Source organism: Mesorhizobium norvegicum, from assembly GCF_004919685.1.
GTDB lineage: Bacteria > Pseudomonadota > Alphaproteobacteria > Rhizobiales > Rhizobiaceae > Mesorhizobium > Mesorhizobium norvegicum.
Genome location: NZ_SMYZ01000046.1, coordinates 1 through 18,332, shown reverse-complemented (window position 1 = coordinate 18,332; position 18,332 = coordinate 1). Strand labels below are relative to the sequence as shown.

The following is an 18,332-nucleotide window of genomic DNA, read 5'->3' as shown; positions in this document are numbered from 1 at the left end:
TAGGCGTTTTATGCGGACTTTCGCTTTGAAGTTGCAGCCTTGCCCTTGGCTGCTGCGCCACCTTCGCTGGCCAGGCTTTTGCGCAGTATCTCGGCGAGGTTGACCACATTCTCCTTCGGCCTCGGCGCTGGCTTCGGCGGGGCCTTGCCCTTTCGCTTCGCGTCAATCATCGCGATCAATGCATCCTCGTACGTGTCTTCGAATTTCGACGGGTCGAACTTGGTGACTTTCTTGTCGATCAGCATGCCGGCGATTTCCAGCAGCTCGGGATCGTAGTCGGTTTTCTTGATTTCCTTGAAGACGCTGTCTTCCGAGACCATCTCGTTGTGAGTGCGAAGCTCGGTCAGCAACATGCCTTTTTCAAAGGGCTGGATAAGCACTTCCCGCCCTCGCTGGTAGAGTACGACGCATGACCTGGCCGCTACCTTCTTTGAATTCTGCAAGATGACCAAGCAGCTCGGCGGCGCCAACTAATTTTCGCCCCATCTATAAGTCTAAGTCAGAAAGCCCGCCATCGTATGGTGGCGGGTTTTTTCAATTTGCCTGGAACCTCGATCGGCACCGCCTGTTTGATTTGCGGCAGCTAGGTCGTGTCCTCACTTCCGGCTGCTGGCCAAGGAGGTGTTCTTGGTCGGCCCGCGTCCGCTGCAACCGGGCGCGGGCCAATTGGTTATGGGGGCGGGTCTTCAGCAGCTCAACTCTCCCCACCAATCAACTGAGGCACGGGCCTCCCTGGCCTCTAGGATCATCGCCAACTATAGGGCCAGCGTGGGCTTGAGTCTGAACTCATTTCCCCTTTCGAGGTTGCCTCTTGGCCGGTAACAGACCCTAGCGGCTGCTTCCGGCTTACGGGCGATTAGCAAGCGCGGCACCAACTTCCTTCACAAGTGGATTTCCAGCAACGTCCCCGAGACGGTCGGCGCCGACATCATCTCAGTCGCCGAGCTGACGCAAAAGCTGTTCGCCGACGCTAAGGCGCTCGGGATCAACAGCAACGAGATCGAAGAAGAAATGGGCAGCGTCCTATGAGGTGATCCTCGACGCCATCGTGCATCACAATGCCTGCTGGCTGACTGAGCCGACCGCCCTGCCAAGCCGGGCCGTCCACACGCCTTTGCCGCATCTGGTATTTAGCGTGTAGAGGGGACTAAGTCTGACCCCACACGCATTGGTCCAACGCTTCCCGGCTAAGTTGACAGGCACAATTGGCGCGATGGGACTCTGATGGACGGTGTGGAGACGCGCCGCGAGGAAGATTTGCGCAGGATTTGAGAGATGAAACTTTAGACTTACTCCTCGTCGACCTTTCAGTGACGCTATAGCGACCAAGAAAGCCTTGGCAGCGGCATGGCATGCGAAGGTCCCATAATGCAGTTGTGTCTATCATTCTCATACAGCTGGTCGTCTCTTTTGCGCGAGGCCCGGATGCTGAAACCGAACTCTAAAGCCTAAATCCTCTTGAAATCGGCAAGCCCTAGGCGTCTCCGCTGGCCCTCTGCATAGGCCAGAGCGAAGGATTCAATCTCGAATGCTCGGGTTAGCGCCTGGTCTTCCTCGACCACGCGGACGAACCATTCGCCGCAGGCTTCGACCACTTCCACGCAAGGATGAACCTTGCCATTTGGAATCACGCTATCCATCGGGGTTGCCTTCTCAGCAATGGGGAACGTCGGGCATTTTATGACCCTGGAATCCTCGCAATTAAAAATGACATATGCAGTCGAGAGAAATTAGCGGTTCCTAAAAAGTCGCCAGGGAAGGAGATCATGCGGCTTCCCAATCATGCCGCCGAAACATCCAAAGCCGATTGAAACAATCCCCCATGACAGCGATCAATGAACGCGTCCGGTAGTCCTGCCGCTCGCTAGCAGTAACATTCTCGGGTTCGGCCCGCTCCCAATTCGCGGCAAGCTTTGCGGCGAGCCGAGCCAAGATCACGGCCGGCGAGGGGTTGGGTTAAGCCGGGCCTGATCGGCCGTGTGAAGCACCTACGGGCGAGGAAGACTTGCGACATGCTCTGCCGAATTGGCTTTGCTGGGGCGAATTTTTGAGCAACTCAAAATCGATCACCATTCGACTGATGCACAAGGCAGTGGCGCTGCATGTCTTCGATCGCGTCTCACCCGTAGACCCCACCGACTAGAAATGAACGCTCTTACCTAACGACGTGGAACCGAATTCGGGTGCCCAGCTTAATTGGTCATGAGCACACGCGGCACCAACTTTTTGTACAAATGGATTTCGTCGAACATACCCGCGACCGTTGGCGCCGACATCATCTCAGTCGCCGAGCTGACGCAAAAACTGTTCGCTGACGCCAAGGCGCTCGGGATCAACAGCGTGGAGATCGAGGAAGACACCGGGAGCGTCTACGAGGCAATTCTGGACGTCATTGTCCATCACGATGCTGGCGTTGCGGACTGACCGGGCCACCTAGCACAAGTCGCTCCGCCTATAGGATTCGGCCCCAATATAACCGATATAGCCAGACACACTTTCCGTTCGTGAAACGTGCGAGACACGTTCTTACGTTAGGCAATGCTAAACAACCTTCGCCGCCCGGCCTCCCACCTTGCACTGCGACGGCAGCGTGGCGGATGTGCGCCTGTCCCATCTCGGGAAAGAATTGCCGGCCTCCATCTTGCACAAGCTTCGGTTGATCCCGGCCCTGATCGCGCACTCTGATCAGACGTTGGCTCGTCGGGCTTGAGGTGGTTGGGGTCTCCGCCCGACCAGTTCTACCGGCATTGAGCCGGCGCCGTTACGGGTTGCAAGAAAACAGCAGCGCCCCGACAGTCTGTTGGGGTGGCATTCGACTGACGTTGGGCCTACCCGGCCCGGGCGAGCCAGCTAAAAGCAGCCAAGGCCCTGAATAGGAACCATCGCGGGCGGCTGTCGTTTTCGATCCGCGGCTGGGTGAAATCCCATATCTCACCCCCAAGCAGCCGCAGACTTGCCCGCTCGTCGAAAGACGTAGCGGGCTTTTTTCCTGGCGCGCAAAATATTTGAGGAGCCAGGACGACTTGCCCTTGCGCTTTGATGGCGAATTTAGGCCTGCCAAAACCACTTTGCGCATTCGTTCCGAACCTGAGCACGACTCAGACCCATGTCTGCAAGCTGATGGTCTTCGAGCTCGGCCAATTGTTCGCGTTGGCAGTGGAGTTGTATGAAGCGCGATACCACCATGATCGGTCCTATCACATTGTTGATGATGTGACGGACATGTGTCGGCAGCGACGACGAAGGTCTCCGCCCTTCAATCAGCTGGTGATCCAACATTTCTCATCCTTTCGCAGCATCCATGTTGACGTGTGGCGCTCAAATGCTCCAATCTGCCCATGGGCGCAAAGCATGGTTTCTCGTGCTCGGCCCAATTTTTCTCATGACATGGTGCGAAATTGGCCCGCCGACTGCCATCACTCAACGCCCTCAAAGCCTTCGAGGCGGCGGCGCGCCACGAGAGCTTCACCAGGGCGGCGGACGAACTTTCCGTGACGCAGGGCGCGGTGAGCCATCAGGTGAAGGCGCTCGAGCTCGAATTGGGTATCAGGCTGTTCGATCGCGAACGTCAGAAGCTGAGCATCACACGGGCCGGTCTCTCCTATCTAGAGGTGGTGCGCGATGCCTTCGACCGTATAGCTCTCGGCACGCAACGCATCCAGCATCTATCTCGGGCCGGAGCGCTGACGGTCAGCACGTCGCCCGACTTTGCCGCCAAGTGGTTGGTGAACCGCCTTGGCAGGTTTGCCGAGACGCATCCGAACATCGATCTCAGGATTTCCGCAACCATGCATCACGTCGACTTCGCTAGAGAGGACGTCGATCTTGCCGTGCGGCATGGCGATGGCAATTGGGCGGGGCATGATGTTGTCCGCCTGTGCTCCGAGCAACTGTTCGCGGTCTGCAGTCCCAAACTTCACCAGCGGATGCGCGAGCCGTCCGACGTGCTGAATTTTCCGTTGCTGCATCTTGATGACCGAAAGGACTGGTCGGAATGGCTCGAGGCCGCTGGCGTGGTCGATGCCGAACTCTCCCACGGACCGGTCTTGAACCGCGCGAGCATGGTCATAGACGCCGCTGTCGACGGCCAGGGCGTCGCGCTCGCCCGCACCACGCTTGCGGCTTGGGACCTCATCAACGGGCGCCTCGTAAGACCGTTCGCCACGGCTCTGCGATTGTCCAAGACCTACTGGATCGTCTGCCCCAAGGCGACGTCGATACTCCCCAAAATCACGACATTCCGTGACTGGCTGTTGGCCGAGGCCGCCGATGATATGCGCCGCCTCAAGACGCTCGGTCCATAGGCCAGCGCCTTCCAGATCACGATGGTGACGCGGTCGCCTCTCGCAATTGAGCTCTCGCTGAATGCCCAGCCCGTAGGGCTTCTTTCCAAGGAGGAGAGGGCGATCTCGTGCTTGGCAAAGCCTGCCTTGGCGTTATCGAGGGGCTCAAAGAGACCCGCGACGCTCGGAAGGCTTTCCTTGAGGCCGCAAAGGAGGCCGATATTCTGGTTGAACGAGATCCGGGGGTTGAGTGCCGGCCGCTTTCCGTCGCGTCTCTATATGCCGTAGTGTGATAAGATCGCAGTCTGGAGCCGTCCATGTGCAACGATTACGAGCAGCATATAGCCTGGGCCGAATATTGCCGAATTATGGCGTCGCTGGCGCTCAAAATACCCACTCATCAAACCGAACTCGATTTGCCCCAGGCGGACGACGTCCGCATCAATGACCCGGCGCCCATAATGCGCGCCGCCGGCGATGCGATCGAACTGGCATCGATGACGTTCGGATTTCCGCCTGCCGGACCAAAGGGCGGGCCTGTGTTCAACTTCCGCGCCGAAGGGCGGCAATTCGGAAACAGCAAGCGCTGTCTCATTCCGGCCTCCGCGTTCTTCGAATTTATGTGGACACTTATTGATGATGCGATTTGGAAGGTTCGAGGATGCGCGTTGTTCGGATGCGAACGGAGGCTGGCGATCGCTTTGAGCTGATCGACGAACATGGTTTTGTCGACGAACACGCGGCGAGTTTCGTCCGCGGTCTGCTTGGTCGTGGATGTTCGCCCCACACCGTTGTTGCCTATCTTTATGACCTACGGCGCTTCTATACGTTTCTCGCAGAAAGCAGCCTGACGCTCTCGTCGTTCAAGGTGGCACACAGCGTCGATCTGCTGGCGTGGCACGGCAATATCCAAAGCAATCGGGTCAGGCTGACATCGTTTCCAGCCGCGATCCGGACAACGCTGTCGCCGACCAGCATCAACCGCACCATGGCGGCGATCTCCAGTTTCTTCGATCACCTCGTTCTCGCGGACGAACCTGGCATCGACGCCAATCCTCTCGCAACACCGCAAGAGCTGGTGCGTGGCGGCGTCGCACGACGAAGGTCACGCGGTGCGCGTCGACTGAAGCGGGTGGAACGGCTCCCCAGACCGATGTCGCGTGAACAGGTGGAGACCCTGCTCAGCGTGGTGGATCGGCCACGCGATCGCGCGATGACCCTGCTCATGCTGCAGGGCGGGCTGCGGCCCGGCGAGGTGCTGAACCTCCACCTCGACGACATCGAGTACGGGCGGCGGCGCGTCACGATCCGGCATCGCACCGATCACCCCAAGGGCGTGCGCACGAAGAGCCGGACGGAACGTGTCATCGATCTTCATGAGCCGGAGGCGCTTGCCGCGGTCAGCCGCTACGTTGTGGCAGAGCGGCCGGGGAGCGCACCGACCCGCCATCTCTTCCTGGTCTGTGGCGGAGGAACGAGGGCTGATGAGGCGTTAAGCTACGCCGCGCTCGCCAAGATGTTCAAGCGCCGATGCGCAACAGCGGGTCTTCACGAGCCATGGATCACGCCGCATGCGCTGCGCCACACTCACGCGACGTTGCTCTGGGAGGGTGGAATGCGCGAGCTCGCGCTGCAAAAGCGGCTCGGCCATGCCTCCTATGGATCGACCAAGGCTACACCAGGGTCAGCGATGCCATGATGCTGGAGGACTACAAGCGCGCCCTCGCTGCGCAAGCGGGCGGACGCGCTATGTCGAAGTTATTTGAACGGCCCGAAGGCGGGCATGCGCTCGACCTTTATGAGGCGGTTGTGGGCTCGCATCCTCTAGGGGGCCGCAATTATCACCTTCAACATGCCTGGAAGTTCGCACGACTTTATCCCGACCTCGATGACTGGCTGAGTGCGCCGCTCGATGAGCGGATCGGCGCATCGGAGGTCAGGCGCGGATCCGCTTATGCCTGCGTCAAAGGCCGACAATACATCTACTTCCTTTCCTCGATCGGCCGGATCGATCTCGATTGGGACTGGATCATCGGCGTCAGCGACCACCGCTTCCGCGATGACTATCTTCCGACGTCGGTAAGGACGTTCCAGCACCGGCTCGGCGAACAGCTCGTGACGCTTGGATACAAGCGCGGCCACCAGCGCATCGGCCGCGCGATCAAGCTCTTCTATTTGCGTTATGGCGAGGGCGCGATCAGCACCGGCGAGCGGCACCTCAAGGAGTTCAGGGACGCCTGGAAGTCGCTGGAAGCGAGATCGGATCGAGAGATCGTGTTCGGATCCGAGGCGCTCTTTCGCAGCCGACGAGACGCGATGCGCGGCGTTGCCTGGTCGCTGCAGGTCGCGCTTTATCATCAGCATCTTGTGGCGAGGCCACCGCGCCGCACCACCGTCCAGCCCCGCATCTTCCGAGTTAAGCCGAGGATGGAGGTGCTGATCGTCCGGTATGCCGATGCGCGCGGTGCCATGGGCGCACGGCCAAGCACGCTGGAGAAGTATCGCAACAGCGGGCGGCATCTGGCGAACTGGCTTTGGCACAATGCGCCGGAGATCGAATCCTTCAGCGAGTTGGATCGCGAACACATTCTTGCCTACGCGGCCAGCCTCGTTGATGACGGCCTTTCGCTCGATGTGCAGCTTCAACGTCTATGCGGTCTGTCGGTCATGTTCCATGACGCGACCGCCTGGGATTGGCCTGATGCGCCACTGCGTCCGATCATCGGTTCGCGCGACCTGCCAAACCGCCCGACCCGCCTTCCGCGCTTCATTCCCGCCGAGCAGCTCGATCGACTGATGTCGGCGGTTCGGGTGTTGCCTGATATCCATCAGCGAGCCGCGCTGATTATCGCCAGATGGAGTGGCGCTCGGCGTTCGGAGATCACCCGGCTCGAGTACGATTGCCTCGACACCTACCCCGATGGCACTTCACGCCTGAGGATTCCCGCCGGCAAAACCGGCAAGGAGCGGATGGTGCCGCTCCATCCGGAAGCCGCTACGGCCATTCGGGAGCTTCAGGCACTGGATCCGCCAGGCCGCGGGTTTGCTGACGAACGCACCGGCATCGAAGTGCGGCGGCTCTTCTCGCTGAAGGGCAAATGCATATCGCCGCAGACGTTGTTCGAGGCATCGTTGGACTCGGCGTGCCAGACGGCCGGTCTCGTCGACGATCGTGGTCGCGCGACGATCACAGCCCATCGTTTCCGCCATACCGTCGGCACCGAGCTGATCGAGGGTGGCGCGCGCGTCCACACCGTCATGAAGATGCTCGGCCACACCAGCACCGGAATGACGCTGGTCTATGCGCATCTGAGCGACGCGACGGTTCGCGAGGATTACATGAAGGTGCTCGGCCCAGGCGCGCTGATTGCCGGACCGCTCGCCGAGACATTGCGATCAAGAGCGATGCCGAAGGATTCATTGGCTTGGCTGAAGAGCAACTTCTTCCGAACGGAGCTTGAGCTCGGCCACTGTTTGCGGCTGCCGGAAGAAGGACCGTGCGAATGTGACCTCTACCTGACTTGCGCCAAGTTCGTGACCACACCCGAATATGCGCCGAGGCTCCGGGAGCGCCGGATTCGAGAGATCACGCTGGCGGATGAAGCGCTGGCGAAGGGATTTCATCGCGAAGCCGAACGCCACGATTGCACGCGTAAACGTATTGAGGAGCTACTCAAAGATCTGGGCGAGCCCGCTCCTCTGATCGGCCGGGTTGCACCTTCTTAACGGCACAGAAGGGGCGAATTTCGCCGTTCGGGCCGTTGGCGGAATAGCATGGTCGCGCCAGGATTCGACGTTCCCGTCAAATCCGCTGGAGGGCGGGATTTGGCCCGAAAGCGGTCGGTCAGTTTCGGAGAATTAGAACGCAGAAGCTGACGCTCGCCCAGGTTACAGCCGGGCCTCTCGATGCGAGCGCAAGGTGAACTGGAACGTCGCATCAGGTCCGGCATTGAATCAAATAATCATCCTCTTCCGGCAGTTCGCCACTTTCGGCTGTCCTCAGTCGAAAACTGTTGTTCCGACCGTTCAATCACAGCAGCTTGTCGAGCGTGATGGGCAGATCGCGCACTCGCTTTCCGGTGGCGTGATAGATTGCATTGGCGATCGCAGCCGGAACGCCGACGATACCGATCTCGCCTAATCCCTTCACACCGAGCGGATTGACGATCTCATCCTGCTCGTCGACGAAGATCACCTTGATGTCGTGCACATCAGCGTTCACCGGGACATGATATTCGGCGATGTTGGCATTCATTATGCGCCCGAAATTATGATCGATCAGCGTTTCTTCATGCAGGGCCATTCCCATGCCCCACACCATGCCGCCCATGATCTGGCTGTGTGCGGTCTTGGCGTTCAGGATGCGCCCGGCCGCGATGGCGCTGACAACACGGGTGACGCGGACGACACCAAGCTGTTCATCCACCTTCACCTCGGCAAAGAGCGCCGAATGCGTGTTATGGGCGTGCTTGCCGTCATTGGCAAAGCTGGTGGACTTCTCCATCTCGATTCGGTCGACTGCGCCGTGCCGCATCACATCGGCGATCAATATCGCGCGTGAAGCATCTTGCCTGCTCATAAGCCTGCCGTCCGCAAGCGCCACCTCGTCGACTGTTGCTTTCGCAAGCGGCGAGTTCGGCACTTTCTTCGCTAGACGTAACAATTCCTCGCGGATCGCCTTGCATGTCGTCACGATCCCATTCGACACTGAGGCCGCGATCCATGACCCACCCTCCAATGGCGATTGCGGCAGTGTCGAGTCGCCGAGCTTGACGCTGATGCTGCCGAGCGGCAAGCCGAGCATATCAGCCGCGACCTGCGCCATGATGGTGTAGGTGCCGGTGCCGATATCCGACGTCGCGGACGCCACCTCCGCGTGACCGTTCGCGGTCAGCACGACCCGGACGGTGATCGGCATCTGCAATGCCTCCCAAACGCCTGTCGCCATGCCCCAGCCGACCAGATCGCTGCCGTCGCGCATGGAGCGTGGCTCGGGGTTGCGCTTGTCCCAACCAAACGCTTCCGCGCCCTGGCGGTAGCATTCGCGCAGGTTCTTGCTGCTGAACGGCACGTCGCCTTCGGTCTGGGCGCGATCCGAGTAACACCGCAAGCGCAGCTCCAGCGGATCGAGCTTGAGCGCAACCGCGAGTTCGTCCATCGCGCTTTCGAGCGCATAGACGCCGGTCGCTGCGCTCGGTCCGCGCATGTCGCAGGAGGTGGCAAGATCGAGCCGCGCCAGCTTGTGCGCGTACGTCGCGTTGGCGCTGTGGTATAGCAGACCCGACCATGTGGTCTCGCGGCGATAGAAGTCTTCGTATTGTGACGTTGCCGTCACCGCGTCGTGCGTGATCGCATCGAGGGTTCCGTCGGTCTTTGCGCCCAGCCGGATCTTCTGGATCATCGCGGGTCGATAACCCAGCGAGTACATCTGTTGGCGCGTGAGCACGACGCGCACCGACCGCTCCAGCGCGCGCGCCGCCAGCACAGCCAGAACCACTTGATACTGCGGGCGCAACCCTGAGCCGAATGCCCCGCCGACATAGGGCGATAGGATGCGGACATCGTCCGGCTTCATGTCGAATACGCCGCACACATAGCGATGCACGTTCTGCACGCCCTGAGTCTTGTCATAGATCGTCAGCTTGCCGCCGCCGTCCCACGTTACCGTTGAAGCGTACGGCTCCATGGGATTGTGATGCTCGATCGGGACGTAATATTCACCCTCGTGACGCACATCGGACGCCCCAAAGGCCTTCGCTGCGTCGCCCCGCGGTTTTGCCGGCTCCGGCAATGCGAAAGCCGCGTCACGCTGGCGATACAGGTCCGTGACGTGCGCTTCATCTTCGTATTCCACGCGCACAAGCGAGGCGGCGAAGCGCGCGACCTCCGACTCCTCCGCGAGCACGAGCGCAATCGGTTGTCCGTTGAACTTGATCTTGCCGTCATAAAGCGGCCGGAACGGCGCGCCCTCCGGCGCCGCGTCGTCCTTATAGGCCTTGTCGTTGTCCGCCATGCGCGGGCGGTTCTCGTGCGTCAACACCGCGATCACGCCTTCGACCAGCAATGCCTCGCTGGCATCGATCCGCACGATGCGTCCTTTGGCGATGGTCGATCCGACGACGAAGGTGTGGACCAGGCCCGGCACCTTGTACTCGGCGGCATATTTCGCCCCGCCGGTGACTTTGGCGTCTCCATCGATACGGGAGATTGCGGTGCCGATGTAACGTGTGATTGGCGTGCCTACTGGACTTTGTTGTTCGGCCGCAATTGCCACGGACGTCGCGGCGTCGGCACCTACATATCCGAGCGCTCCAATTGCAATAGCGCCCTGCATGATCTCGCGGCGGCTGATGTCACCTGGGCGTCGGGGTATGGAGCGATCGTGTGACATTGCTCCCTCACGCGATTTTCTTGTTGGACTGGGATTGAGGCGTGCCGCGAGACGCCTGCGTCAGAGCGCGAACTATGGTGCGGCGTGCGAGTTCGATCTTGAACGCGTTGTGCTCGAATCCCTTGGCGTCGCGCAGCGCCAGGTCGGCGGCGCGCCTGAAATTCTCCGGGCTTGCGACTTGCCCGTTCAACGCCGCCTCGGCCGACGGATCGCGCCACGGTTTGTGCGCGACCCCGCCGAGCGCGAACCGCGCCTGGCGGATGGTGGTGCCGTCCATTTCCAGCCCGACCGCCACCGACACCAGCGCGAAGGCATAGGACAGGCGATCGCGGATCTTGAGGTAGGTGTAGTTCCTGGCGAAACCTTCGGCGGGAAGCTCCACCGCCGTGACGATTTCGTTCGCATCCAGGTTGGTGTCCTGTTCCGGCGTTTCCCCGGGCAGGCGGTGGAAGTCGGCAAAGGGGACGATGCGCTCGCCCCCGGGGCCGGCCACATGGATCCTCGCCTCGAGCACGGCGAGCGCCACGCACATGTCGGAGGGGTGGGTCGCGATGCAGGCATCGCTCGTCCCCAGGATCGCGTTGATGCGATTGATGCCCTTGATCGCCGAGCAGCCGCTGCCAAGCTCGCGTTTGTTGCAGGGTGTCGCCGTGTCGTAAAAGTAGAAGCAGCGCGTGCGTTGGAGTAGGTTGCCGCCGGTGGATGCCATGTTGCGCAACTGCGCCGAGGCGCCCGCCAAGATTGCGCTCGCCAGGACCGGATAGCGCTGCGTGATCGCCGCATGCCAGGCGAGGTCGGAATTGGGCACCAATGCACCGATCCGCAAACCGCCTGTAGCGGTCTCCTCGACCTTCGTGAGCGGCAGCCTTGTGATGTCGATCAGCCGCGTGGGATGTTCGACATCCTCTTTCATGAGATCGAGCAGGTTAGTTCCGCCCGCGATGAATTTCGCCGTGGGATCGGCCGCGATCTGCCGCACGGCATCGGAGACATCGCTGGCACGGGTATATTGGAAATTGATCATGATGCCCCCATTACCTGCTGGATGGCCGCGACGATGTTGGGATAGGCGGCGCAGCGGCAGATGTTGCCGCTCATCATTTCGCGGATTTCGTCAGGGGTTTTCGCCTTGCCTTCCGCGATCAAACCCATCGCCGAGCAGATCTGGCCCGGCGTGCAGTAGCCACACTGGAACGCGTCGTGGTCGATGAAGGCCTGCTGCATCGGGTGCAGCGCGCCGTCCGTCGCGAGCCCCTCGATCGTGGTTACCTTTGCACCGTCCTTCATGACGGCAAGGGTGAGGCAGGAATTGATCCGCCGCCCATCGACCAGCACCGTGCAAGCACCGCATTGGCCGTGATCGCAACCTTTTTTTGTGCCGGTGAGATCGAGACGTTCCCGCAGGGCGTCGAGTAGGGTTGTCCACGGAGCGACATCAAACTTGGTTTCGACGCCGTTTACGACCAACTCAACCGAAATCTTGCCTGGCGGCAGCAGAGTTGTTTGGGTGGTCGCGAGCGCTCGTGCCATGTGCATCTCTCCAAAACAGGAGGACTATTGGCGGTGAACCAACTCAGAAGGCGATTTAATCTCGCTGTCCGAGCGGGGCCCGCTCGTTGGCTTCATCCTTTGGCCAACAATCAATGAGGTCAGGAGAAACGTACCGCCTCGGACATAGCGTCGCCTATTATGACTTTCTATTAGACGGGCTGTTGGGACCTGCGCGCGCGGACAGCAGTTTGAGCGACCTTCGCCTGCCGGGCCTCGTAACTGTCGAATGCAGCCTGTCAATATATGTACTTCCGTTACCCACGGCAGAGCCTTGCTCTGATATGATGCTCTCGCCGGCGGACAGAGTCCCTGGCGGCAGGCTGATCTTCGAGCCGCTGCGTGATGACTGTGCATGCTGGTCCAGACCAAGGGATTTGCTGCGATGGAGATTTCCTCGTCGTTTCATCCGCGCACGCTGGCATTCGCGATTGGCGGCGCCGGCGTAATCCTGGGAGGACTGTCGGGTGAGCCTTCCGGGCTGCTCGCGGCCCTTCCAGCGCTCTGCTTCTATGCGGGCAGATGGTCCTGCGCCCTTTCGATCGCCGTCTGCGGCATTGCGTTTGCCTTCATCGTTCTCCCGGCCGGTGATCCGACGGAACCCATTGTCTACCTGAAGTTTGCGGCCTTCCTGGCGACCGCATTCGCGATCAACTGGGTAGTTCGGGATTACCGGCGCGCGACATCGTCGAGACTCACCGAACATGAAGCGCGGCTGATTGTGGAAAGCATGCCCGGGCTCGGATGGTCGACCGATCCGAAAGGGAACTTCATGTACGTCAACCCGAGCGTCATCGACTACGTCGGCAAGCCCAGCCAAGACCTGGACCGTATAGAAAGCTCGGACAGCTTCGGCTGGGAGCAGGTAGTTCATCCGGAAGATGCAGAGCGTGCCGCGAAGGCTTGGCTGGGCTGCCTTCAAACGGGCGAACCCTACGAGGTGGATCTGAGGGTTCGTCGGTTCGACGGCTCTTATCGCTGGTTTCGAGCCTCGGGTCGACCGTCGCGCGATGGCGATGGTCAAGTAATAGGGTGGTACGGCACCACAATCGACATCGAGGATCGAAAGCGCGCCGAGGAGGCGCTGAGGCGAAGCGAGCAGCAACTCCGGACACTGATCGACACGATGCCGGCCCTCGCATGGTCCTCGAATGCGGCAGGCGAACCAACCTACTTCAGCAAGCGCACGCTCGAATATGTCGGGCTATCCAGTGAAGAGCTGTTCCGAGCCTCCTACAAGATGATGCATCCGGACGACGTCCCCGGATTCAAACAGGCGTGGGCACGGTCCATTGAGACCGGGCAGACCTTCGAGCTTACCTATAGGCTGCGCCGTGCCGACGGGGAATATCGCTGGAATCAGGGTCGGGCGGAGCCGTTGCGCGATGAGAACGGCGCCATCATCCAATGGTATGGCGTGAACATCGACGCAGACGAACGAGTGCGAGCTGAAGAAGCGCTAAGGCAAGGCGAGCAGCAGCTTCGCAGGATGATCGATGCAATACCCGTATACGTTTGGTGTGCCACTCCGGAAGGAGTGCCGTCTTATATGAACAAGAAGCTCATTCAGTATGCCGGCCTGACGCTGGGGGATTTAGATAATGCGATTCAGTTAACCGTCCATCCCGACGACATTTCGCTGCTGACGCGGAATTTGACTCATTCATTCAGAACCGGCGAGCCGTTTCTCATGAAGTATCGTCATCGCCGATACGATGACGTCTACCGTTGGGTCGACGGGCGTGCGGAGCCTTTGCGCGACGAAAGTGGGCTAATAGTCCAATGGTATGGCGTCCTGATCGACATCGAAGACGAAATGCGAACGCAGGAGACGCTTCGGGAAGCACAGGACAAGCTCTCACGCTCAATGCGAGCGGCAACGCTCGCTGAACTCTCTGCGTCGATTGCGCATGAGATCAATCAGCCACTGGCTGCTGTCGTCGCCAACGGCCACGCCTGCCAGCGCTGGTTGTCCGCCCAGCCTCCGAACGTCGAACGGGCTCGGATAAGCGCCGAGCGTATAATTCGCGACGCCAACGGCGCTGCCGAAGTGATCAGTCGGATCCGGGCCTTGTTCAAACAAAAGGTAGTGGCCAGAGAAGCCGTCGACATCAACCAGATCATTTTGGAGGTATGCAGGCTGCTTGGTGACAGGTTCTCCGCGAACAATGTCTCCGTTAAGACCGATCTCAAGCCGGGTCTGCCCCACGTTTCAGTCGATCGTGTGCAGATTCAACAGGTCGTTGCCAATCTCATCCGCAATGGGATCGACGCCATGGAATCCTCGATCGAAGCGCTGAAATCGCTGCTCATCCGATCCTGGCGGGACGGAACCGGGATGGTGCTGGTCGAGGTCCGGGATCAGGGCCATGGACTGAAGGACAGGGAACGGATCTTCGAGCCCTTCTTCACCACGAAGGAAGACGGCATGGGCATGGGCCTAGCGATCTGTCGCTCGATCGTAGAGGCCCATAACGGGCGTCTGTGGGCGGCACCGACCGAGCCGACAGGAACTGCGTTTACATTCGCGCTTCCGGCAAGTGGAGGCGATCTCAGATGACACTGGAAGATCACATCGTCTTTATCGTCGACGACGACCAGCGGGTGCGGGAAGCCCTGTGCGAGTTGTTGATGTCGTTGGGCATCCGTGCAATCGCCTTCGCGTCCGCCAATGACTATCTGGCTCACCCGAAGCCGAACCTCCCGACCTGTCTTGTCCTTGATATCGAACTTCCGGACATTAGCGGTCTGGAAGTCCAAAAGCGGCTTTCCAAAGGGCAGCACCCACATATCGTGTTCATCACCGGGCACGGGGACATCCCGTCGTCCGTGCGTGCGATGAAAGGCGGAGCGGTTGATTTCCTGACAAAGCCCTTCAGCGAACAGGAATTGGTGGATGCTATTCATGTGGCGATCGCTCGAGACGGCGCGGCACGCCGAGAGACAACGGCTCTCGCCGATCTACGGCAGCGATTTCACTCGCTGACGCCTCGGGAACGTGAGGTGCTGCCCCTTGTCGTGAGCGGCCTCCTCAACAAGCAGGCAGCGGCAGAGCTCGGCATCAGCGAGATCACTTTCCAGATCCATCGCAGCAATGTCATGCGCAAGATGGAGGCCGCCTCGCTCGCCGATCTGGTCAGGTTCGCCGAGAAGCTGCAGATACCCGTCATCCACTCCCGGCGGGCAGGAATCGCTTGATATGCATATCCCTTCGAACTCAGTCATTGCAGTGGTCGATGATGACGTGCGCCTGTTGGAGTCCCTGGAAGATCTACTGGAGTCAGCCGGCCATTCGGTGCACGTGTTCGCCTCTGCGAAGTCTTTCTTGGAACAGGCGCGTTTGTCGGAGATAGACTGCCTAATCGCGGATATCGGAATGCCGGTCATCGACGGATTCGAACTGCAACGGCTGGTGAAGGAAACGCGTCCGGAGCTGCCCGTTATCCTCATTACCGGTCGCCATGAAATCGCGGACCAACCCCGCGCACTTGCACAAGGGAGTCAGGGTTTCTTCCGCAAGCCCTTTGATGGCCAGTCCCTACTGACGGCCGTGGGGGAAGCCTTGCGCGCTGGTGGTGGCTAACGCTGAATGTCAGTCGGGGCCGGTAAGTCCACTATCGGAGGCTGGAAACAGACAGCCTGGAGGCCAAGGTCGACTTTGAGAACCCGATGCGGACCTCGCGGCCTGACCATCCGACGGGTCAGTTCGGGGTGATAGCTGTGCCTTACCGTTGCGTTCCGCAAAGGCAGCAGAGGGTCGAAAGCAGAAATTCTTCAGGGTGAGGTCCGCCGTGCTGCGCTCGTTTTGAACGGCTTCGCACGGCGAACCTCGCCACAACCGTAGCGTCAAAAAGATGTTGCATGTCCACATAACTGAGTTCACCGGCACGAAGTATCCGAAGGCGAAACATCGCTTCACGCTCACCGGCTCTCCATTCATGGCAGTCGCTGGGCTTTGGCGTGAAGCTGTCGGCAACAAGCCGCCCACCTTCACCATGCTGACGACCGATCCCGGGCCGGATGTCGCGCCATATCACAACCGGCAGGTGGTCGTCCTTCAGCCGGACAATTGGGCGGCCTGGATCAATTTGACAAAACCTGAGGCCGAGCTTTTGCGGCCGCTTCCAGCCGGGTCGCTGTCGGTGGAGACAGTTCGCCCCGAAAGTTCGTGACTTAGCTGCGCAATGTCTCCGGCACGCTGAGGGGACTGAGATCGAGCACCGGCGTGTATTCGCCGGTGCGGCGCCAGACGCCTCGCACTTTTCCATTCTCCCGATCTCGCCTCGGGTCGAACATCAGCCCCTCGAAGTGATCCAGAAAGGCCTCTGCAGATGCGACATCGCTGAAGCAATGGAGCCGAAAGGTTTCATATTTGCCGTTCGGCCATATCGCCTGGACCTGCCGCGTCTGGTACTTAAGCTCGTTCGTGGCAGAACTTCGCGATCATGGTGAAGTTCCGGTCGGTGCAGAGATCATCCGGAAGCGCAACCTGGTGTGGCCAGTCGCGGTCGATCACCGATGGCGTAGGTGAGCCCCGACTGCGCTTGACCACTATTCGAAATGCATTGACTGGCCGCGCATCATTGCCAGCGTCAGCGCGATTGCAGGATTTGCCGGCGGCTTTTCCATATGCAAGGAGCCGTCGAAATCACGCCATGCCGCCATGCGCAACTCATCATCGTCATCGCTGGCCGACGGGTCGAAAACGTGGGCATCACAGGGATCTCGATCGATCTCGATTGTCCAGTCCTTCAGCGCCTTGCGAGCCATCTCTTCGACCTGGGCAAGGTCGCTGGTGAAGAAGGGGATACGGTCTCCATCCTCCGAAAGCGGCTCAACCCGATCGAGCGTCGGCCGCTCGGGGACCCAGCCGAGAACAAAGGCGATATCGAAATCGATCTGGCGGTCCGGGCCGGTCGAGATTTCCAGCCGCTTGACGACGTCAGGATAGAGCTGCTTACGATCCGGCCACGTGTCCGGAGCCGCCTCGGCTTGCAACTTCGTGCGGGGGACGTTGATCAGCTCCATGACCTGATGGTGCGGAACTTTGTCCGCCGGCCAGCCCGCGCAACATGCCGCCACCGCAGCCTCATCGGCTTCCAGCCAAACAGTGGCAGCCTGATCCTCGTCCTCGGTAGGCTTGTCGTCTTCTGGAAGGCCCTTGATGTCCCAGCCTTCCAACGCGAACAGTCCTTCCGCGCCTTGCAAGGCCGTAATGCCGGCGCGTGCAAACACCGCTTCGGCTGCCGCGATGCCGCGTTGGAGCTCTTGGGGTGTCGCCCCTTCAATGTTCAAGCGAAGTTCCATGGTTCGCCTCCTATGGCTATTTCCGCCAATAGTGAACAAAGAGAGAACGTAGAGTCAAGCATGCCCTTGACGAGGGAGGAATATGTTCCTTATTTCAGCGTGATCTGGAGCAGCAAAGGGACCATGGTTCGGCGTGAAACGCGCTGGCCGGCGAAGCTATGGCAAAAACCGCGGAAGACAATTTTCGGATCGAGGTTTGGGATCGCGACGAGCAGGCCATATCCGAAACCATTTCGCGTTCCCCTGATTCAACGGTGAGTCAGGCGGCCTGGCAAGCTGCCATCCGGCGCCGGCCGGGCATGTTGCTGATCCACTACAACAGTCGGCATGTGATGGAGAAAATCCTGACACCAGGCGAGGTGAAGATCCCGCCGCAGGCCATCATTGATGGCAGCGTCCACGCCGGCCTGGACGTGGCGCTCGGCGATCTTCGCGAATGGCATGTGTTGCGGGCTTGGTGCAGATCCTGTTCGCACCATGCAACGGTGAAGCCTGCCGGGCTCATCGAACGCTATGTAAAAGGCGCTCTGTTCAGTTCGGTCGAGCGAGCGCTCTTCTGCACGAGTTGTGACAGGGGAGGGCCCGTCAGGCTGGAAATTCACAAGCTGCCACGCAATTGAGGGGGCCGAAAGGGTGCAACACCTGATCAATTTCCTCCAGGCGAAGTCGGCGCTGGTACTGGCCAATCCTCTCGCATCGTCGCCGATCAGCGGCCGGACTGTCGAGAAGCGGAAATGCGCGCGATCTCCGCCGGTCGGCTTCGAGCGCAAAACATGCGGACCACCGCGGACGGGGACAGTCGG

At 60.1% G+C, this 18,332-nt stretch carries 17 protein-coding genes and 3 pseudogenes; 12 read left to right on the top strand and 8 right to left on the bottom strand.

Annotation, left to right across the window (positions count from 1 at the left end; all coding sequences use genetic code 11):
• Positions 1-8 precede the first annotated feature (8 nt).
• Positions 9-470 (bottom strand): Ku family protein, encoded by a 462-nt coding sequence (locus tag FCU66_RS19380; RefSeq protein ID WP_246093954.1) that lies wholly within the window; start codon positions 468-470, stop codon positions 9-11.
• A gap of 385 nt (positions 471-855) precedes the next feature.
• On the opposite strand from FCU66_RS19380, the pseudogene FCU66_RS19375 reads away from it, so the two are divergent.
• Positions 856-1,057, top strand: a pseudogene (locus FCU66_RS19375) (DUF768 domain-containing protein); the annotation flags it as partial.
• A gap of 391 nt (positions 1,058-1,448) precedes the next feature.
• Here the strand turns inward: FCU66_RS19375 and FCU66_RS19370 are convergent.
• Positions 1,449-1,640, bottom strand: coding sequence for a hypothetical protein (locus FCU66_RS19370; protein ID WP_136620839.1), 192 nt, complete (start codon positions 1,638-1,640; stop codon positions 1,449-1,451).
• Positions 1,641-2,202: 562 nt separating this feature from the next.
• On the opposite strand from FCU66_RS19370, the gene FCU66_RS19365 reads away from it, so the two are divergent.
• On the top strand, positions 2,203-2,424 hold the full coding sequence (locus FCU66_RS19365; RefSeq protein ID WP_136620840.1) for a DUF768 domain-containing protein: 222 nt from the start codon (positions 2,203-2,205) through the stop codon (positions 2,422-2,424).
• A 624-nt stretch (positions 2,425-3,048) separates the two neighbouring features.
• Here FCU66_RS19365 and FCU66_RS19360 read toward each other — a convergent pair.
• On the bottom strand, positions 3,049-3,186 hold the full coding sequence (locus FCU66_RS19360) for a DUF1127 domain-containing protein (RefSeq protein WP_136620855.1): 138 nt from the start codon (positions 3,184-3,186) through the stop codon (positions 3,049-3,051).
• A 212-nt stretch (positions 3,187-3,398) separates the two neighbouring features.
• Here FCU66_RS19360 and FCU66_RS19355 point away from each other — a divergent pair, with 212 nt between their 5' ends.
• From FCU66_RS19355 to FCU66_RS41675, 5 genes and pseudogenes are all read left to right on the top strand, one after another.
• A complete protein-coding gene (locus FCU66_RS19355; protein ID WP_136620841.1) occupies positions 3,399-4,304 on the top strand; it encodes a transcriptional regulator GcvA in 906 nt (301 codons plus the stop codon).
• A gap of 107 nt (positions 4,305-4,411) precedes the next feature.
• A complete protein-coding gene (locus FCU66_RS19350; protein WP_136620842.1) occupies positions 4,412-4,576 on the top strand; it encodes a DUF982 domain-containing protein in 165 nt (54 codons plus the stop codon).
• 24 nt (positions 4,577-4,600) lie between these two features.
• A pseudogene (locus FCU66_RS19345) lies at positions 4,601-4,903 on the top strand (SOS response-associated peptidase family protein); the annotation flags it as partial.
• Positions 4,904-4,944: 41 nt separating this feature from the next.
• On the top strand, positions 4,945-5,982 hold the full coding sequence (locus FCU66_RS19340) for a tyrosine-type recombinase/integrase (RefSeq protein WP_206077173.1): 1,038 nt from the start codon (positions 4,945-4,947) through the stop codon (positions 5,980-5,982).
• A complete protein-coding gene (locus FCU66_RS41675) occupies positions 5,979-8,009 on the top strand; it encodes a tyrosine-type recombinase/integrase (RefSeq protein ID WP_206077174.1) in 2,031 nt (676 codons plus the stop codon). The genes FCU66_RS19340 and FCU66_RS41675 overlap by 4 nt, the downstream gene beginning before the upstream one ends.
• 304 nt (positions 8,010-8,313) lie before the next feature.
• Here FCU66_RS41675 and FCU66_RS19335 read toward each other — a convergent pair whose 3' ends face one another.
• From FCU66_RS19335 to FCU66_RS19325, 3 genes are all read right to left on the bottom strand, one after another.
• Entirely contained in the window at positions 8,314-10,515 is a 2,202-nt protein-coding gene (locus tag FCU66_RS19335) for a xanthine dehydrogenase family protein molybdopterin-binding subunit (RefSeq protein ID WP_136620856.1), read from the bottom strand.
• A gap of 166 nt (positions 10,516-10,681) precedes the next feature.
• On the bottom strand, positions 10,682-11,698 hold the full coding sequence (locus tag FCU66_RS19330) for an FAD binding domain-containing protein (protein ID WP_136620843.1): 1,017 nt from the start codon (positions 11,696-11,698) through the stop codon (positions 10,682-10,684).
• Positions 11,695-12,204, bottom strand: coding sequence for a (2Fe-2S)-binding protein (locus tag FCU66_RS19325; protein ID WP_136620844.1), 510 nt, complete (start codon positions 12,202-12,204; stop codon positions 11,695-11,697). Before FCU66_RS19325 ends, FCU66_RS19330 begins: the two co-directional genes overlap by 4 nt.
• 373 nt (positions 12,205-12,577) lie before the next feature.
• On the opposite strand from FCU66_RS19325, the gene FCU66_RS19320 reads away from it, so the two are divergent.
• From FCU66_RS19320 to FCU66_RS19305, 4 genes and pseudogenes are all read left to right on the top strand, one after another.
• A complete protein-coding gene (locus tag FCU66_RS19320; RefSeq protein ID WP_136620845.1) occupies positions 12,578-14,782 on the top strand; it encodes a PAS domain-containing sensor histidine kinase in 2,205 nt (734 codons plus the stop codon).
• Positions 14,779-15,420: a response regulator transcription factor gene (locus FCU66_RS19315; RefSeq protein ID WP_136620846.1), complete on the top strand. Its 642-nt coding sequence runs from the start codon at positions 14,779-14,781 to the stop codon at positions 15,418-15,420. The genes FCU66_RS19320 and FCU66_RS19315 overlap by 4 nt, the downstream gene beginning before the upstream one ends.
• 1 nt (position 15,421) lies before the next feature.
• The gene (locus FCU66_RS19310) at positions 15,422-15,805 is read left to right on the top strand and encodes a response regulator transcription factor (protein WP_136620847.1); all 384 of its coding nucleotides are present in this window, start codon (positions 15,422-15,424) and stop codon (positions 15,803-15,805) included.
• A gap of 292 nt (positions 15,806-16,097) precedes the next feature.
• Positions 16,098-16,394 (top strand): annotated as a pseudogene (locus tag FCU66_RS19305) (SOS response-associated peptidase family protein); the annotation flags it as partial.
• 1 nt (position 16,395) lies between these two features.
• Here the strand turns inward: FCU66_RS19305 and FCU66_RS42550 are convergent.
• Both FCU66_RS42550 and FCU66_RS19300 read right to left on the bottom strand, forming a co-directional pair.
• Entirely contained in the window at positions 16,396-16,518 is a 123-nt protein-coding gene (locus FCU66_RS42550; protein ID WP_281285532.1) for a hypothetical protein, read from the bottom strand.
• A 255-nt stretch (positions 16,519-16,773) separates the two neighbouring features.
• Positions 16,774-17,529 (bottom strand): hypothetical protein, encoded by a 756-nt coding sequence (locus tag FCU66_RS19300; RefSeq protein WP_136620848.1) that lies wholly within the window; start codon positions 17,527-17,529, stop codon positions 16,774-16,776.
• A gap of 158 nt (positions 17,530-17,687) precedes the next feature.
• On the opposite strand from FCU66_RS19300, the gene FCU66_RS19295 reads away from it, so the two are divergent.
• Entirely contained in the window at positions 17,688-18,149 is a 462-nt protein-coding gene (locus tag FCU66_RS19295; protein ID WP_136620849.1) for a hypothetical protein, read from the top strand.
• Positions 18,150-18,332: the final 183 nt, after the last annotated feature.

What these genes read in the sequence shown, in the direction of transcription:
- FCU66_RS19340 (WP_206077173.1), top strand. Translation starts at nt 4,945, where the DNA reads ATGCGCGTTGTTCGGATGCGAACGGAGGCTGGCGATCGCTTTGAGCTG.
- FCU66_RS19315 (WP_136620846.1), top strand. Translation starts at nt 14,779, where the DNA reads ATGACACTGGAAGATCACATCGTCTTTATCGTCGACGACGACCAGCGG.
- FCU66_RS19330 (WP_136620843.1), bottom strand. Translation starts at nt 11,698, where the DNA reads ATGATCAATTTCCAATATACCCGTGCCAGCGATGTCTCCGATGCCGTG.
- FCU66_RS19295 (WP_136620849.1), top strand. Translation starts at nt 17,688, where the DNA reads ATGGCAAAAACCGCGGAAGACAATTTTCGGATCGAGGTTTGGGATCGC.
- FCU66_RS42550 (WP_281285532.1), bottom strand. Translation starts at nt 16,518, where the DNA reads ATGTTCGACCCGAGGCGAGATCGGGAGAATGGAAAAGTGCGAGGCGTC.
- FCU66_RS19365 (WP_136620840.1), top strand. Translation starts at nt 2,203, where the DNA reads ATGAGCACACGCGGCACCAACTTTTTGTACAAATGGATTTCGTCGAAC.
- FCU66_RS19325 (WP_136620844.1), bottom strand. Translation starts at nt 12,204, where the DNA reads ATGGCACGAGCGCTCGCGACCACCCAAACAACTCTGCTGCCGCCAGGC.
- FCU66_RS19310 (WP_136620847.1), top strand. Translation starts at nt 15,422, where the DNA reads ATGCATATCCCTTCGAACTCAGTCATTGCAGTGGTCGATGATGACGTG.
- FCU66_RS19320 (WP_136620845.1), top strand. Translation starts at nt 12,578, where the DNA reads ATGCTGGTCCAGACCAAGGGATTTGCTGCGATGGAGATTTCCTCGTCG.
- FCU66_RS41675 (WP_206077174.1), top strand. Translation starts at nt 5,979, where the DNA reads ATGATGCTGGAGGACTACAAGCGCGCCCTCGCTGCGCAAGCGGGCGGA.
- FCU66_RS19300 (WP_136620848.1), bottom strand. Translation starts at nt 17,529, where the DNA reads ATGGAACTTCGCTTGAACATTGAAGGGGCGACACCCCAAGAGCTCCAA.
- FCU66_RS19360 (WP_136620855.1), bottom strand. Translation starts at nt 3,186, where the DNA reads ATGGTGGTATCGCGCTTCATACAACTCCACTGCCAACGCGAACAATTG.
- FCU66_RS19370 (WP_136620839.1), bottom strand. Translation starts at nt 1,640, where the DNA reads ATGGATAGCGTGATTCCAAATGGCAAGGTTCATCCTTGCGTGGAAGTG.